General features: G+C 77.3%; 1 pseudogene. It reads right to left on the bottom strand.

From position 1 onward, the window contains the following. A pseudogene (locus SB773_RS32060) lies at positions 1-269 on the bottom strand (hypothetical protein); the annotation flags it as partial.

The following is a 269-nucleotide window of genomic DNA, read 5'->3' as shown; positions in this document are numbered from 1 at the left end:
GCACCGAAGAACCCGGCCGCGGCGAGCCCGCGCACGAGAAGCACCGACGGCAGCCCGCGCCGCGCCCGCAGCGTGCCCTTCGGCAGCAGCGCACGAACCGCGACGAGCGCCACGATGACGGCGGCGGCGGCGAGCACGGGACCTGCCCCCGGCAGATCGCCGACGAGGTTCAGCGCGAGGACGGCGACCGCAGCGAGCACCGACCAGCCGAGCCGCCCGAAGGCCCACGGAGTCGTGGCGTCGCCGTCGCCCGAGAGTCCGCGCAGCCC

Source organism: Bacillus sp. SIMBA_074, from assembly GCF_046534555.1.
GTDB lineage: Bacteria > Bacillota > Bacilli > Bacillales > Bacillaceae_G > Bacillus_A > Bacillus_A mycoides.
Note: the sequence above shows the minus strand (reverse complement) of the source record. Positions and strands in the feature narration are given on the sequence as shown.